Here is a 15,217-nt window from a genome sequence, read left to right on the forward strand (position 1 = left end):
CCTCGAAGGACTGTCATCAATTCATCAGTACGCCATTTGATATCGGCTTTACCTCTAACAGCTTCGAAGCGATCCAGATCGATCACCTTTCTCTTTTTACCCTTCGCTTTATCTTTGCTCACAGAATTGCTTCTCCCTTTTCCCGATTGCTAACTCATAAAGGAAAATCTTGAGTGCAGGGATGGTTTAGCAGCGGAATCTAAAAAAACAGGCATTTCCTACAGACGCAGCCTTCCTGAAAAAGCCCCATTTCCTACGCTGTGCGTCGAAAGAGTAGACTTGTCGCCGCAAGCGCCTGACCGATAGGCTTTATCCCGTCGCTGTTAATTCAGCGATCCGGGGTCGAAGCCGGAAACTGTCAAAACGGTGCTTGCATGCCCTCCATTGAACTGCGGCTTTTTCACAACTTCAGTTCTGCTTTATGGCGGGCCGTGTGGCGCGGGCCTTCCGGCTTTACCGTTTCGACAGGAAGTAACCCGACTTCGAACGCCACTCGGCTCGCCACCCAATTTTTCGAAGAATTGGTGGCGACTTTCCAACTCGAAACGGAAGTCACTACATGTCTACGCAAATCCAGAATCCACCTTCAACGCACTTCACCCCCATCATCTTCACCCGCCACAACCGCTTCCTCCACGCCTTCATGCAAGACCACGAAGCCTGGTTCTGCGTGCAAGATCTCGGTCGCTTGATGGGTTACCCACTGAACGAACGCCTCACCCTGAAACTCGATCCCGACCAGCGTCGCCATGTCCTCCTACGTCGGGACGGCGAAATCATCGATTGCGCGATGGTCAGCGAGTCCGGACTGTTCGCGCTGCTCGTCCATCACGTCGTCCCGGAAAACCGCTACCTGCGCCAATGGCTGAGCCATGAAGTCATCCCGATGCTGCGGGAAACCCAATCAAGCCCTGTGGAAAACCACCCGAGCATGAGCTCGATGCATTGGGCGGGCGTCACCGTGCCGCTGCTGCACTGGCAACAGCAGGCGTGGGTCAAATGGCGGGATGTTCCAGAGTTGATGCACGGCCAACGGCCGTATCCGGTTCTGGGCACTTGCAGCTAAGCCTCATAAATAAAAAACCTGTGGTGAGGGAGCAAACTCCCTCGCCACAGGTTTAGCGCGTCCCTCTAACGAGTTGAATTCAAATGAGTAGAACCGTACTCAAATTTCCTCAGATTGAGGAAGTCATTCCCCGTGATGAAAGCTTTGCGATCTCTTACCTGAAACTAAACGACGATACCGAGCTTCAGAAAGCCATTCACGTCGGCATCGCCGATGCCGACGCAGGCAAATTGATTGATCTGGCCACCGTAAAAGCCAAATGGCTTTCACGGTGGCCACACCAGCGTTAAAACCGCGAAACACTCCGCATCGCATCCACCAGATACCGCATCGCAATCCGGTCACTTTCCGAAAGCTCGCGATAACGCTCCACCAGCTTCAGCTCCTCCGAGTTCAGCCGACGCCTTCTGCGCCCGCTGCCCAAGCAAGGAAAGATGCCCAACATGTCGGTAATGCCTTGTATTTTTGCCATGGACGATGTCCTTCTCTAGTACCGCAAAGAATTGCTTAAACACCACATCGCCCTGCCCCTTACAGCAGCGCCTTGTGCCCTGCCGGCCAAATGGGTCGCGCCGGTCATGCCCATAGAATAGAAATTTATTCGGCGCTGAAAAGCAGTTTTTAGAGTAATTAGTCGAAAAAAGCAGATATGCCATGTAAATCAGACAGGCCTGTCAGATTTTTAACCGACATGTCTTGTTTCATTGACACCCTGTCGTACTGAATCAACGAATTTTGCATTGCGAGCGAACGGTTTAAGCTAGCGGGCATCTGTTTATAGTCCGTTGCGTTTGGCCGAAGGCTTGTCCGAACCGTAATTTCTGATCCAGCACGTGCCAGGAACGGCGCGGGATTGCACACGACAGGTTGTATCTATGCACCGCAGGAATTTGCTCAAAGCGTCCATGGCCATTGCGGCTTACACCGGTCTTTCGGCCACCGGCCTACTGGCGACCCGCGCATGGGCGGCCAGTGGCGGCGCCGCTGATGGCGAGGCGCAGGCCTTCGATTTCGAAGCGCTCAAGCGCCAGGCCAAGCAGCTCGCTGGCAGTGCCTATCAGGACACTAAACAGGTGCTGCCGCCAACGCTGGCGACCATGACTCCGCAGAATTTCAATGCGATCCGCTACGACGGCGATCATTCGTTGTGGAAGGAGAACAAAGGCCAGCTCGACGTGCAGTTTTTCCATGTCGGCATGGGTTTCCGCCAGCCGGTGCGCATGTACAGCGTCGACCCGAAGACCCGCACCGCGCGCGAGGTGCATTTCCGCCCGACGCTGTTCAATTACGAGAACACCTCGGTCGACACCCAGCAGCTCAAAGGCGATTTGGGTTTCGCCGGTTTCAAGCTGTTCAAGGCGCCGGAGCTGGATCGCCATGACGTGGTGTCGTTCCTCGGCGCCAGCTATTTCCGTGCGGTGGATGCGACTGGCCAATATGGCCTCTCCGCGCGCGGTCTGGCGATCGACACCTACGCCAAGAAGCGCGAAGAATTTCCTGACTTCACCAAGTTCTGGTTCGAGACGCCGGATCAGAACGCCACGCGTTTTGTGGTCTACGCCCTGCTCGACTCGCCGAGTGCCACCGGCGCGTACCGCTTCGACATCGATTGCCAGGCCGAGCGCGTGGTCATGGAAATCGACGCACACATCAATGCGCGCACTGCCATCGAGCAACTGGGCATCTCGCCAATGACCAGCATGTTCAGTTGCGGCAACCACGAACGGCGCATGTGCGACACCATTCACCCGCAGATCCACGATTCGGATCGTCTGGCCATGTGGCGCGGTAACGGCGAGTGGATCTGCCGTCCGCTGAACAACCCGGCGACGCTGCAGTTCAACGCCTTTGCCGACACCAATCCGAAGGGCTTTGGTCTGGTGCAGACCGACCATGAGTTCGCCAACTATCAGGACACCGTCGACTGGTACAGCAAGCGCCCGAGCCTGTGGGTAGAACCGACCACCGCGTGGGGCGAAGGCTCTATCGATCTGCTGGAAATTCCTACCACCGGCGAGACCCTCGACAACATCGTGGCGTTCTGGACACCGAAAAAACCGGTGGCTGCCGGCGATTCGCTGAACTACGGCTACAAGCTTTACTGGAGCGCGCTGCCGCCAGTGAGTACGCCGCTCGCGCGAGTGCAGGCGACCCGTTCCGGCATGGGTGGGTTCGTTGAAGGCTGGGCACCGGGCGAGCATTACCCGCCGGTGTGGGCGCGTCGTTTTGCCGTGGACTTCACTGGCGGTGGCCTGGATCGACTGCCGCAGGGCACCGGGATTGAGCCGGTAGTGACGTGTTCGAACGGCAAGGTGCAGGACTTCAGCGTGCTGGTGCTGGATGACATCAAGGGTTACCGGATTCTGTTTGACTGGTACCCGACCAGTGACAGCGTTGAGCCGGTGGAGCTGCGGTTGTTTATTCGCACCAACGATCGCACGTTAAGCGAGACGTGGTTGTACCAGTACTTCCCGCCGGCGCCGGATAAGCGCAAATACCCTTAGGGTTCTCTAGCGCTTGGGCAGGCCTCTTCGCGAGCAGGCTCGCTCCCACAGTTGATCTCGGTCGACCACAAAAGTCATGACCGGCATTGAATCCATGTGGGAGCGAGCCTGCTCGCGAAGGAGGCCCAGGCAAAACAACATTCAGCAGACAAAACAAAGCCCCGGCCATCACTGACCGGGGCTTTTGCTTTACCGCTACTGACTCAATCGCGCAAATCAGACTCATGAATCGGCTGATCCCGATGGGTCGCACGCTGATACTGCGCCGGCCACACCGCTTGGCGCCCACCCAGATCATCATCGGCATGCAGCGGCCAGTACGGATCGCGCAGCAGCTCACGGGCGAGGAAGATGATGTCGGCCTGACAGGTGCGCAGAATGTGTTCGGCCTGCGCCGGCTCGGTAATCATTCCCACCGTGCCCGTGGCGATGCCTGACTCCTTGCGTACGCGTTCGGCGAAGCGCGTCTGATAACCCGGCCCCACCGGAATCTCGGCGTTGGCTGCGGTGCCACCCGAAGAGACGTCGATCAGATCCGCGCCAAGGGTGTGCAGACGGCACGCCAGCTCGACGGTTTCATCCGGGTTCCAGCCATCCTCAACCCAGTCTGTGGCCGAAACGCGGACAAATAGCGGCAACTCCTCAGGCCAAACCGCCCTCACCGCTTCAGTCACTTGCAGCACCAGACGAATACGGTTTTCGAAAGAACCACCGTACTGATCCCGGCGTTGATTGCTCAGCGGCGAAAGAAACTGATGCAGCAGATAACCATGCGCCGCATGCACCTCAACCACACTGAAACCCGCCTTCAACGCGCGTTTGGCCGCATCGACAAAGGCCTGAATGACGTCGGCAATCTGCCCTTCATCGAGCTGTTTCGGTTGAGTGTGTTGTGGATCAAAGGCAATCGGCGATGGCCCGACCGGTGTCCAGCCGCCATCATCGGGTTTGACGCTGCCATGCTTGCCGATCCACGGCCGATGGGTGCTGGCCTTGCGCCCGGCGTGGGCCAGTTGAATGCCGGCAACGGCGCCCTGGGCGGTGATGAAGCGGGTAATGCGTTGCAGCGGTTCGATCTGTTCGTCGTTCCACAGACCGAGGTCTTCGGCGGTGATCCGCCCGTCGGCGGTCACCGCCGTGGCTTCAGTGAAGATCAGGCCGGCGCCACCCACCGCGCGGCTGCCGAGGTGCACCAGGTGCCAGTCGTTGGCCAGGCCGTCGACGCTCGAGTATTGGCACATTGGCGAGACGGCGATGCGGTTGGGCAGGGTCAGTTGGCGAAGGGTGAAGGGTTCAAGCAGCAGACTCATGGGGCACCTCTCAAATCAGTGGGCAGGCTCCAGGGTTCTGTTTGAATAGTCGACGAGTGACAGGAAAAAGGTGCAGCACCCGCCCCCGCGGGCAAAAAATTCGACAAGACGTCACAAGGCCAATCAAGCAGTGCTTAGAGCCTAGTCGACAACGGGGGATGAGGGAGGGTTCAGAGTGATTCAGTGTGTGAAAGGACGCTTTCGCGAGCAGGCTCGCTCCCACAAGGACAACACCGTACCTGTGGGAGCGAGCCTGCTCGCGAAGGGGTCAACGCGGTTCGATATGGGCAATCATCAGTTGTACCGTCTCATTACCCCGAAACTCGTTAACGTCGAGCTTGTAAGCCAGCTCAACCCACTGAATCGTCGGATTTGGCCAGATATCCCGGTCAATACCGAACGCAATACCGTCCAGCTTCACCGAACCACATTCGCTCTTCAGCACCACTTTCAGATGCCGCTCGCCAACAACACGCTGCTCGACCAACTGAAACACACCGTGAAACAGCGGCTCCGGGAAGTGCTGCCCCCAAGGTCCGGCATGGCGCAGGGCGCGGGCCAGTTCGAGGTGAAATTCTTCCACCGCCAGCGTGCCGTCCGACAACATTCGCCCGGTCAGGTCTTCTTCGCGAAGTTGCCTACGCACTTCAGCGTCGAATGCCTCGGCGAACAGCGGAAAATTCTCCTGAGGCAAGGTCAGACCGGCCGCCATCGCGTGGCCGCCGTACTTGGCGATCAGGGTCGGATGCTGCGCTGCAACGACGCTCAGCGCATCACGAATATGAAAGCCCTGCACCGAACGCCCCGAACCCTTGAGCAACCCATCACCGGCATCAGCAAAGGCAATGGTCGGACGGAAATAACGTTCTTTCATCCGCGACGCGAGGATACCGATCACCCCCTGGTGCCATTCCGGATCGAACAGACACAAGCCAAACGGCATCGACTCCACCGGCAAGTCCTTGAGCTGCGCCAACGCTTCACGCTGCATGCCCTGCTCGATGGATTTGCGATCCTGGTTCATGCCATCCAGTTGCGCGGCCATTTCACGGGCCGCATTAGCGTCGGCGGTGAGCAGGCATTCGATGCCCAGGCTCATATCATCGAGTCGGCCGGCGGCGTTCAGACGCGGGCCGACGATAAAACCCAGATCCGTGGAAGTAATGCGAGTGGCGTCACGCTTGGCCACTTCAAGGATCGCTTTGATCCCCGGCCGTGCGCGACCGGCGCGAATCCGTTCCAGGCCTTGATGCACCAGAATCCGGTTGTTAGCGTCCAGCGGCACCACGTCGGCAACGCTGCCCAGCGCCACCAGATCAAGCAATTCGCCGATGTTCGGCTGCGGCTTGTTTTCGTACCAGCCGAGGCTGCGCAAACGCGCACGCAATGCCATCAACACATAGAAGATCACGCCGACGCCGGCCAGTGCCTTGCTTGGGAATTCACATCCGGGCTGGTTCGGGTTGACCAATGCATCGGCCTGCGGCAGTTCATCGCCCGGCAAGTGATGGTCGGTGATCAGCACTTTGAGCCCGGCCTTCTTCGCCGCTGCCACGCCTTCGACGCTGGAGATGCCGTTGTCGACGGTGACCAACAATTGCGGCTCACGAGTCAAGGCGACTTCAACGATTTCCGGGGTCAGGCCGTAGCCATATTCGAAGCGGTTCGGCACCAGATAATCAACATGCGCCGCACCGAGCAAACGCAAACCGAGCATGCCGACCGTACTCGCCGTCGCACCGTCCGCATCGAAGTCGCCGACGATGAGGATGCGCTGGCGTTGCTCCAGCGCTGTCACCAGCAAGTTCACCGCCGCATCAATGCCCTTGAGCTGCTGAAACGGGATCAACCGCGCCAGGCTCTTGTCCAGCTCCGCCTCGGACTGCACGCCCCGTGCCGCGTACAAGCGGGTCAGCAGCGGAGGAATATCACCCAGAAAGGGCAGCGTGGCAGGCAGTTGACGAGGTTCGATGCGCATGGGGTGACGGAGACTTCTCTTTAATACGTGGGATTATTCAGTTGAAGGCGCGGGATCAGCCGCGCTCACCTTGCAGCCATTGCAACTGGACTTCGTGCTGACCACGGTCGTCGGTGACGAAGATCGTCCCTTCGCTGATCATCACGTCCCACTTGATAACGCGGGGCATGTCCTTGGCCAGGGTTTCCAGCACTTCTTGCGGGACGGCGGCGATGTTGACGTTTTTCAGGTTCTTGATCGCCGGGATCACCTTGGTTTCCCAGACGCGCAGGCTGCCGTAGGCCAACAGGCTGGTACGCTCGGTACGACGCGAGCACCAGGTCAGACGATCGGCGTCTGGCTGGCCGACTTCGATCCAGTGCAGAACGCGGTCGTCCAGGCTCTTTTCCCACAGCGCAGGTTCATCCACGTCTGACAGACCGCGACCAAACGACAACTGCTCGTTGTACCAGAGGGCGTAAGCCAGCAGCCGCACGGTCATGCGTTCTTCGGTTTCCGAAGGGTGACGGGCGATGGTCTGCTTGACGCTCTCGTAGACGCTGCGGTCGAGGTCGGTGAGGTTCAGTTCAAACTTGTAAGTGGTCGAAGGCTGGGCCATGAACGGGCTTCTTGATACGAGGAAAGTCGGCAAGTCTAACCGATGCGGTAGGCAATCATCGAATTGATGGCGATCAACCTGCGGCGTCTGACAGCCGGCTATGTTAAAACGCTGTATCTGCACAGACTTGTCCTACAGGATTCAGTATGCCGTTCGCCAACAAACCGCTCTCAGGTGTGAAAGTCATTGAATTGGGTACGTTGATTGCCGGCCCTTTTGCCTCGCGTATTTGCGGCGAATTCGGCGCTGAAGTGATCAAGATCGAATCGCCTGACGGCGGTGATCCCTTGCGCAAGTGGCGCAAATTGTACGAAGGCACGTCCTTGTGGTGGTTCGTCCAGGCGCGCAATAAGAAGTCGTTGACCCTGAATCTGAAACACCCCGACGGTTTGGCGATTCTGAAAAAACTCCTCAGTGAAGCCGACATTCTCATCGAAAACTTCCGCCCCGGTGTGCTGGAAAAACTCGGCCTGAGTTGGCAAACCCTGCACGCGCTCAACCCCAAACTGGTGATGGTGCGTCTGTCCGGTTTCGGTCAGACCGGGCCGATGAAAGATCAGCCAGGCTTCGGCGCGGTCGGCGAATCCATGGGCGGCTTGCGCTACATCACCGGTTTCGAAGACCGCCCACCGGTGCGCACCGGGATTTCCATCGGCGACTCGATTGCTGCGCTGTGGGGCGTGATCGGCGCGCTGATGGCGCTGCGTCATCGCGAAGTCAACGGTGGTCTCGGCCAAGTGGTCGACGTGGCCTTGTACGAAGCGATTTTCGCGATGATGGAAAGCATGGTCCCGGAGTTCGACGTGTTCGGTTTTATCCGCGAGCGTACCGGCAACATCATGCCCGGCATCACGCCCTCCTCCATCCACACCAGCGCCGATGGCAAACACGTGCAGATCGGCGCTAACGGCGATGCGATCTTCAAGCGTTTCATGCTGATCATTGGCCGCGAAGATTTGGCTAACGATCCGACGCTGGCCAGCAACGACGGCCGCGACAGTCGTCGTGACGAGCTGTACGGCGTGATTGATCGCTGGGTCAATTCGCAGCCATTGCAAACCGTGCTCGACCTGCTCAATCAGGCCGAGGTGCCGGTCAGCCGGATTTTCAGTGCCGAGGACATGTTCAACGATCCGCAATACCTGGCCCGGGAAATGTTCCTGCAGGCCAAGCTGCCGGACGGCAAGGACTTCAAGATGCCCGGCATCGTGCCGAAACTCTCTGAAACGCCGGGCTCTTCCGAATGGGTCGGACCGCAGCTCGGCGAACACAATGCGCAGGTACTTAACGATCTTGGCTACGACGAGACACAGATCGCCCGACTGCGCGAAGACGGAGCTATCTAAGCTGAAGCGCCGGCCGACATTACACGCCAACCACGCCCACTATGGGTGGATCTGGAAGCTGTTCGGCTTGTTGTTGCTGCTTGCCCTGTCGACCGGAGCGCAGGCGAAACCGACGTTGATCTGGTTGCTGCGCGACTTGCCGCCCATGACGATTTTTGAAGGCCCGAAAAAGGGTCAGGGCGTGATCGATCAACTGATGCCCATGCTGATGGCCGGCATGCCGCAATACGAACACAAGGTGATGCGGGTCAATCGCGCTCGCGGCCTGCAAATGCTTCATGAGAACCCCTTCGCCTGCGACCCTGCCTTGCTGTGGAGCAAAGAGCGCGCGCAGTGGGTCGCGTACTCGATCCCGGCGATTCGCGCGGTGGGCAATGGCCTGGTGGTGCGCCAGCAAGATCGCGCGGTGCTCGAACCGTATCTGGTCGACGGTGAAGTGGATTTGTCGGCGTTGCTGGCCGCGATGGACAGGAAAGTCGGCGTCGTTGCCGAACGCAGCTATGGAGAGTTCATTGACACTGAGTTGCATCAGGCACCCAGTGGCGCCCTGACGGCGCATTACGGCAACGATGCACTGAGCAATCTGCTGTCGATGCAGCGACTGGGCCGCTTGCAGGTGGTGCTGGGCTATTGGCCGGAGATTCGCTATCAGGCCAAACAGGCGCAGATCAATGAGGATGAGCTGGAGTTTTACCCGATTCAGGGGAACGGGAAATATCTCTCAGGCTACGTCGCCTGTTCCGACACCACGCAGGGACGTCAGGCGATCGCCGAGATCAACCATCTGCTGCGCACCCTGCCCCACGAGCGCCTGAACGAGCTGTACGCCGCATGGCTGGACCCCGACAGACGCGAGGATTATCTCGAGCACGCCCGGCTTTTTTTCGAGCATCAGGCCGCGCAATAGGCAAACGCCGGACAAAAGAAACCCCGAGAAGTGGGGAGACGACTCGGGGTTAAACGTGGTCTATATCAAAGACCCGTAGCAGCAAGCGACAAGCACCGGAGCACAATGCTTGATCCTGCTGTTATGGGGTCTGACTGACAGGGATGCAGGAAGGTTCCCACAAAATAAATTTCATCTTCACAGCGCCGGACGTTTATCCAGCGCCGCATTGCGCAAAGCCGCGATCACACAAGGCTCAAGCCGGCCTTCGGCGATCAGGACATCACGATGCAAACCGTCAACCACATCGGTCAGCAAGCGCTTGTCGCTTAACTGGGCCTGATTGAATTCGCGCTCCACCACGATCGCGCCGCTGCTGTTCTTCAACGTCACCAGGCATTCGCCATGGCTGCCGCGAGGGGTCAACGTCACTTGATACGGGCTCAGAGCCTCACCGAGCAATAGACTGATACTTTCCATCTCGATCTCCACTCATTAGTCCGAAAACTGTGTGCCTGGGGCGTGTTCACCATAAATGACCGCCGGCCCGAGAAGAAAGTTCTGTATACCGGGCGTCTTCCTTGAGCGTCACCGGTCTTTCAGAGCATGCCGAGTGAAGATGACAGAAACATAACGGCTCGGGTCAAACGCTGGCAGCCCGTCGGGTCGACAGCACGTAATCGTCGACCAGACCGCGCATCAGCACGGCCGAGACCGGCGTTTGCAGGCGCCCGAGCAAATTGATCTCGTGTTCGAGCAGAATGAAGTCGAGGCCTTTCACCAGGCTCGGGGAGGCGCGACCCAGCAGAATCAAGGCATGGGCCTGTCGTCGCTGGGACAGATGCCGGATCAGTGCTACACCGTCACCGCCTTCGAGTTGCGGGTCGCAGATCGCAATGTCGACGGCGCCGCGATGCTCCAGTGAGCGCAACGCCGAGGCAAGTGTGGGCGCCGTCAACACGTCATAGATGCCCATGGCATTGACCATCTGATGCAAGGCCATCAACTGAAACGGATTGTGTTCAAGGATCAGGACTTTTAGCGAACGCATGAGCGACCTCTGAGCGACATTCGCGGTGTGCCACCGCAGTGGCTGTCCACTCTAGGACAGCCATCCTCAGCCTCCCATCGGAAAAGGCGTCACGTCACATAGGACTTTTCCCAACTTCATTGCAGACATCGACAACCATTCTCGGCGCGACGCTGGCTGATGTCTGTCCAGCCGCCGAGCAGGCCACGCAATTTGCCGTCGGCGCTGTAGAACGGCACCGTCCATTGATAGATATCACGGGAGCCGTTCTTGAACAGCAACTGGCGTTTGCTGAAGCGCGTCTTGCGCGTTTGCAACTGCGCCATGAACTCGTCATGCAGCATCATGGCCGTTGCTTCGGGCAACGCGTCGATCTCGAACAGCAAACGGCCCTGAACCTGATCCTGGCGCACCGAAAGTGCTTCCTCGTAACTGCGATTGCACATGATCAGCCGTCCCTCGAGGTCACGGACGAACATCGGATCAGGCATCGCATCGATCAGCGCATGCTGGAACGCCAACTGATCACTCAGGCCACGCTCGGCTTCGCGGCGCTGCTTGATCAAAGCGGTCAAGCGGCGATTCCAGACCATCGACAGCAGTCCGAAAAACCCGACGACGCCCATCGCCCAGCAACCCGGCTCGATGATTCGCTGCCACAGCGAAGGCTCCGATGGCGGTGCGATGCCATCCAGCCATTTCAGGCGAATGGCGCGCAAATCCGCCGCAGAAAACGCACTCAACGCTTTGTTGATAACGCTCAGTAGCTCTGGCTGCCCCTTGCGCACCGCCAGGTGATCCGCTTCCCATTTGCCATCGAGCACATCACCTACCTTGAGCAACCCGGAGGGATACAACTGGGCGCCGATTTCATTCTCGATCGTGGCGTAGGCTTCGCCACTCTCCACGAGTGCGCGGGCCTCCGCATAGGTTTTGACCAGCCGAAGTTCGATAGAGGGATATTCGCGTCGGATAAGCTCCTCCAGCGCATGCCGAGCGGGCAGTACCAATACACGCTTGGCCAATTGCTCCAGCGAACTCAAGCGCGGCTCTCCCGCCCGACCGACAAACACCCAACCCGCGCCGCCGAACGCATGACTGAATTCGAGGAATTCCTTGCGTGCCTCCGTCATTGCCAGCGTGGTGCTCAAGTCCGCCGCACCACTCTCCAGGCGCTCGAGCATCTGGTCGGTGGAGAACGACTCTTCATGCTCGAAGCGCAGACCGGTCATGCCGCTGATGCGCTGCAGTACGTCGTTGTTCAGTCCGCTCCAGCGGCCATGCTCGTCCTGAAACAGATACAACGGGTACTGCACCGAGGCGACGATGACGCTCGGGTTGTCACGTATCCACTGACGCTCCCGGGCATCGAGCGCAATCGGTTCGATGTTCGATAATCCGTTCGCGTCGTGCAGCATCATTTGCGCAGCGCTGCTGCTGGTTCCCAATGCCAGCCAGCCTAAAAAAAACAGCCAGTTCAAGACTGGTCTCAATCCTTGCTCAAACCACATTGCCACTTCCTTCGTGATCGACTCACCCGTGTTTCGTGGGTGAAAACCCGAGCAGTGTGGCAGCAGAAACAAAAAAGCCCGTCAGGAGACGGGCTTCAAAATGTGACAGCTTTTAGGGGCTTACAGCGGCTTGCCGCGGTTGCCATGCTGGCTGACAAAGGCTTGCACGGCTTTCAGCTCGTTTGGCAGAACGGTGCAGCGCTCGTTTCGCTCAAACAAATCAGAAAGATGTGCAGGTAGCTCGAGCGCTTTTCCTACACCGGCTTTCTCTACCGCCTCGGGGAATTTCACCGGGTGAGCGGTGCCGAGGATGACCATCGGGATATCGAGGCTGCGGCGGCATTCGCGCGCGGCTTTGACGCCGATGGCGGTATGCGGATCCAGCACTTCACCGGTCTGCTCGTAGACTTCGGCGATGGTTTCGCAGGTCTGCGCGTCATCCACGGCCAGCGAGTCGAACAGTTTGCGCGCTTCGGTCCAGCGCTCTTGCTCGACGCTGAAACCACCGCCCTGCTTGAACGAATCCATCAAACCGGCAATCGCCGCACCGTTGCGACCGTGCAGGTCGAACAGCAGGCGTTCGAAGTTCGACGAGACCATGATGTCCATCGACGGCGACAGCGTGGCGTGCAGGGTTTCCTTGACGTACTGATTGCCGCTCATGAAGCGGTGCAGGATGTCGTTGCGGTTGGTGGCGACGATCAACTGGTTGATCGGCAGCCCCATGTTGCGGGCCAGGTAACCGGCGAAGATATCGCCGAAGTTGCCGGTTGGCACCGAGAACGACACCGAACGTGCCGGGCCGCCCAACTGCAGGGACGCATGGAAGTAGTAGACGATCTGGGCCATGATCCGCGCCCAGTTGATCGAGTTCACCGCGACCAGACGCGTGCCTTTGAGGAAGCTCTGGTCGGCGAAGCTGTTCTTGACCATTTCCTGGCAGTCATCGAAGTTGCCTTCGATGGCGATGTTGTGGATGTTCTCGCCGAAGATGGTGGTCATCTGGCGACGCTGCACTTCCGACACGCGCTTGTGCGGGTGCAGGATGAAGATGTCGACGTTTTCGCAGTGCTTGCAGCCTTCGATGGCGGCCGAACCGGTGTCACCGGAGGTTGCGCCGACGATCACCACGCGTTCGCCACGCTTTTCCAGCACGTAGTCGAGCAAGCGACCGAGCAGTTGCAGGGCGAAGTCCTTGAACGCCAGGGTCGGGCCGTGGAACAGCTCCAGCACCCATTCGTTGCCGTTCAGCTGACGCAGCGGCGCGACGGCGCTGTGGGCGAACACGCCATAGGTTTCTTCAAGAATCTTTTTGAAGTCGGCGTCCGGAATGCTGCCGGTGACGAACGGGCGCATCACCCGGAAGGCCAGCTCGTGATACGGCAGGCCGGCCCACGAAGCGATTTCTTCCTGGGTGAAACGTGGCAGGTTTTCCGGAACGTACAGACCGCCGTCGGTCGCCAGACCAGCCAGCAGGACGTCTTCGAAATTCAGGGCCGGTGCCTGGCCGCGGGTACTGATATAACGCATGATTTCAAACCTTCGGTTTGAGCTTCAAGCTACAAGCTACAAGCTGCAAGTAAAAGCCAGACCGCTTTTCTCTTGCCGCTTGCAGCTCGAAGCTTGCAGCTGCTTCTGTTTAGTTCAGGTGCTCGACGCGGATCCGCACAACCGGACCATTCACGCCGGCCAGCGCTTCGAGGGCGGCGATGGCATCGTTGATGCGCTGCTCGACCACACGGTGGGTCAGCAGGATCATCGGCACCAGACCGTCGTGTTCCTCGACTTCCTTCTGCATGATCGACTCGATGTTGATGCCGCGCTCCGAGAGGATGCTCGCCACCTGAGCGAGTACGCCCGGATGGTCCTTGGCCTGAATGCGCAGGTAGTAGGCGCTTTCGCAGGCTTCGATCGGCAGGATCGGGTGGGCCGACAGCGAATCCGGCTGGAAGGCCAGGTGCGGCACGCGGTTTTCCGGATCGGAGGTCATGGCGCGAACCACGTCGACCAGATCAGCGATCACCGACGAAGCGGTTGGCTCCATGCCAGCGCCCGCGCCGTAGAACAGCGTCGAACCGGCGGCGTCACCGTTGACCATCACCGCGTTCATCACGCCGTTGACATTGGCGATCAGGCGATCGGCCGGAATCAGCGTCGGGTGCACGCGCAACTCGATACCGGCAGCGGTGCTGCGCGCCACGCCGAGGTGCTTGATGCGGTAGCCCAGCGCTTCGGCGTAGTTGACGTCGGCAGTGGTCAGCTTGGTGATGCCTTCGGTGTAAGCCTTGTCAAACTGCAGCGGAATGCCGAACGCGATGGAAGCCAGAATCGTCAGCTTGTGCGCGGCGTCGATGCCTTCAACGTCGAAGGTCGGATCGGCCTCGGCGTAACCCAGTGCCTGCGCTTCGGCCAACACGTCTTCGAAGGTACGGCCCTTCTCACGCATTTCGGTGAGAATGAAGTTACCGGTGCCGTTGATGATCCCGGCGACCCAGTTGATACGGTTGGCAGACAGGCCTTCACGGATTGCCTTGATCACCGGAATGCCACCGGCGACGGCCGCTTCAAACGCCACGATCACGCCTTTCTCGCGTGCCTTGGCGAAAATTTCATTACCGTGAACGGCAATCAGAGCCTTGTTCGCGGTGACCACATGCTTGCCATTCTCGATGGCCTTGAGTACCAGCTCGCGGGCAACGGTGTAGCCGCCCATCAGCTCTATGACGATGTCGATCTCAGGGTTTGTGGCCACGTCGAAGACATCGTTGGTAATCGCAATACCGGTCGTCTGGAACTGAGGCTTTGGCGTGCGCATGGCAATTTGTGCCACTTCGATTCCACGCCCGGCACGACGAGCAATTTCCTCGGCGTTGCGCTGAAGTACGTTGAAGGTACCGCCACCGACGGTCCCTAACCCACAGATGCCTACTTTGACCGGATTCACTGTGAACTCCCCATAAAACGGCCGACTCAGGGTCGGCCGGAAAA

14 protein-coding genes are annotated in these 15,217 nt (G+C 58.8%); 5 read left to right on the forward strand and 9 right to left on the reverse strand.

From position 1 onward, the window contains the following. Positions 1–559 precede the first annotated feature (559 nt). Together ACQ4OE_RS10210 and ACQ4OE_RS10215 are read left to right on the forward strand one after the other, a co-directional pair. The gene (locus ACQ4OE_RS10210; protein ID WP_430946571.1) at positions 560–1,066 is read left to right on the forward strand and encodes a BRO-N domain-containing protein; all 507 of its coding nucleotides are present in this window, start codon (positions 560–562) and stop codon (positions 1,064–1,066) included. 83 nt (positions 1,067–1,149) lie between these two features. After that, on the forward strand, positions 1,150–1,356 hold the full coding sequence (locus ACQ4OE_RS10215; protein ID WP_430946572.1) for a hypothetical protein: 207 nt from the start codon (positions 1,150–1,152) through the stop codon (positions 1,354–1,356). On the opposite strand, the gene ACQ4OE_RS10220 is transcribed toward ACQ4OE_RS10215, so the two are convergent. Then, a complete protein-coding gene (locus ACQ4OE_RS10220; protein WP_053117475.1) occupies positions 1,353–1,538 on the reverse strand; it encodes a hypothetical protein in 186 nt (61 codons plus the stop codon). The genes ACQ4OE_RS10215 and ACQ4OE_RS10220 overlap by 4 nt on opposite strands. 403 nt (positions 1,539–1,941) lie before the next feature. On the opposite strand from ACQ4OE_RS10220, the gene ACQ4OE_RS10225 reads away from it, so the two are divergent. Continuing rightward, entirely contained in the window at positions 1,942–3,570 is a 1,629-nt protein-coding gene (locus ACQ4OE_RS10225) for a glucan biosynthesis protein D (RefSeq protein ID WP_122853546.1), read from the forward strand. Positions 3,571–3,773: 203 nt separating this feature from the next. On the opposite strand, the gene ACQ4OE_RS10230 is transcribed toward ACQ4OE_RS10225, so the two are convergent. From ACQ4OE_RS10230 to ACQ4OE_RS10240, 3 genes are all read right to left on the reverse strand, one after another. Further along, entirely contained in the window at positions 3,774–4,880 is a 1,107-nt protein-coding gene (locus ACQ4OE_RS10230) for an NADH:flavin oxidoreductase/NADH oxidase (protein ID WP_430946573.1), read from the reverse strand. A 268-nt stretch (positions 4,881–5,148) separates the two neighbouring features. Continuing rightward, on the reverse strand, positions 5,149–6,858 hold the full coding sequence (gene recJ / locus ACQ4OE_RS10235; RefSeq protein ID WP_430946574.1) for a single-stranded-DNA-specific exonuclease RecJ: 1,710 nt from the start codon (positions 6,856–6,858) through the stop codon (positions 5,149–5,151). A 55-nt stretch (positions 6,859–6,913) separates the two neighbouring features. Further along, positions 6,914–7,456 carry a YaeQ family protein gene (locus ACQ4OE_RS10240; protein WP_007908961.1) on the reverse strand — a complete coding sequence of 181 codons (543 nt, stop codon included), beginning with the start codon at positions 7,454–7,456 and terminating at the stop codon, positions 6,914–6,916. Between the two features lie 146 nt (positions 7,457–7,602). Here ACQ4OE_RS10240 and ACQ4OE_RS10245 point away from each other — a divergent pair, with 146 nt between their 5' ends. Both ACQ4OE_RS10245 and ACQ4OE_RS10250 read left to right on the forward strand, forming a co-directional pair. After that, a complete protein-coding gene (locus ACQ4OE_RS10245; RefSeq protein WP_430946575.1) occupies positions 7,603–8,802 on the forward strand; it encodes a CaiB/BaiF CoA transferase family protein in 1,200 nt (399 codons plus the stop codon). After that, a complete protein-coding gene (locus ACQ4OE_RS10250; RefSeq protein WP_430946576.1) occupies positions 8,729–9,709 on the forward strand; it encodes a TIGR02285 family protein in 981 nt (326 codons plus the stop codon). The genes ACQ4OE_RS10245 and ACQ4OE_RS10250 overlap by 74 nt, the downstream gene beginning before the upstream one ends. Before the next feature lie 177 nt (positions 9,710–9,886). Here the strand turns inward: ACQ4OE_RS10250 and ACQ4OE_RS10255 are convergent, their stop codons facing one another. From ACQ4OE_RS10255 to ACQ4OE_RS10275, 5 genes are all read right to left on the reverse strand, one after another. Beyond that, positions 9,887–10,168 (reverse strand): DUF3509 domain-containing protein, encoded by a 282-nt coding sequence (locus tag ACQ4OE_RS10255; RefSeq protein WP_122595003.1) that lies wholly within the window; start codon positions 10,166–10,168, stop codon positions 9,887–9,889. 163 nt (positions 10,169–10,331) lie between these two features. Further along, entirely contained in the window at positions 10,332–10,739 is a 408-nt protein-coding gene (locus tag ACQ4OE_RS10260; RefSeq protein ID WP_430946577.1) for a response regulator, read from the reverse strand. 116 nt (positions 10,740–10,855) lie between these two features. Continuing rightward, a complete protein-coding gene (locus ACQ4OE_RS10265) occupies positions 10,856–12,229 on the reverse strand; it encodes a transporter substrate-binding domain-containing protein (protein WP_430946578.1) in 1,374 nt (457 codons plus the stop codon). A gap of 120 nt (positions 12,230–12,349) precedes the next feature. Further along, positions 12,350–13,759, reverse strand: coding sequence for a threonine synthase (gene thrC / locus ACQ4OE_RS10270; RefSeq protein ID WP_122595006.1), 1,410 nt, complete (start codon positions 13,757–13,759; stop codon positions 12,350–12,352). A gap of 109 nt (positions 13,760–13,868) precedes the next feature. Then, complete coding sequence (locus ACQ4OE_RS10275; RefSeq protein WP_122595007.1) at positions 13,869–15,173, reverse strand: homoserine dehydrogenase; 1,305 nt, start codon at positions 15,171–15,173, stop codon at positions 13,869–13,871. Between the last annotated feature and the right edge of the window lie 44 nt (positions 15,174–15,217).

The sequence above is a fragment of the Pseudomonas sp. WC2 genome, assembly GCF_050586545.1.
Taxonomy (GTDB): domain Bacteria; phylum Pseudomonadota; class Gammaproteobacteria; order Pseudomonadales; family Pseudomonadaceae; genus Aquipseudomonas.